The 730-nt window shown below is 37.9% G+C and carries 1 protein-coding gene; it reads left to right on the top strand.

Translation table 11 applies throughout. From position 1 onward, the window contains the following. The first annotated feature begins 118 nt into the window (after window positions 1–118). Window positions 119–700 carry an adenine phosphoribosyltransferase gene (locus A5294_RS06470; protein WP_064340745.1) on the top strand — a complete coding sequence of 194 codons (582 nt, stop codon included), beginning with the start codon at window positions 119–121 and terminating at the stop codon, window positions 698–700. Window positions 701–730: the final 30 nt, after the last annotated feature.

Here is a 730-nt window from a genome sequence, read left to right as displayed (position 1 = left end):
TAATTTAATACTTAAGTCGTGATGTGTGAGTTAGCGCATGTCTCACACATCATGCGAATATGTGACATTCTTTCCATATTCCAATAACAAGTCTTGTGAAGAAAAGAACGTTAGAATTATGACAGCAACGGATATTACAGTGAAAACGTTGAAAACAGTAAGTAACGATGACGCCGCTTATCTTGCTTCTTTGATTCGTACCGTTCCAGGATTCCCCAATACTAGTATTATATTTCGTGATTTTCTTCCTATATTTTCAAATGCTCGCTCTTCGCGAATTCTTATTGATTCTTTGATTGATGCATTGCCTGTACCAGCTGATTCAATTGATTTGATTGCTGGGCTTGAAGCTCGAGGTTTTCTTTTTGGACCATTGTTGGCATCTCGGTTAGGCAAAGGTTTTCTTGCTATTCGTAAAGCTGGTAAGCTACCTCCTCCAGTTATTACTGAGTCGTACATGCTTGAGTATGGTCAGGCAAGTATTGAAATTGAAAACGACGCTATTAAGCCAGGTCAACGTGTGCTTATTGTTGACGATCTTATTGCAACTGGAGGCACTGCAAAAGCTGCTGCAAATATTGTCAAGCGCGCTCAAGGAATAGTTGCAGGTTTTAGTTTTGTTATTGAACTTACAGGTATTAGTGGAATGAGTGAGTTATGCGATTATCCTTGCAGTAGTTTAATTACTATGCCAGCTTAAAAGTTTATTATTATCGCTTATTATTAAAGT

The organism is Gardnerella sp. 30-4 (assembly GCF_001641215.1).
GTDB classification, from domain to species: Bacteria; Actinomycetota; Actinomycetes; order Actinomycetales; family Bifidobacteriaceae; genus Bifidobacterium; species Bifidobacterium leopoldii.
This window is presented reverse-complemented; position numbering and strand designations above follow the sequence as displayed.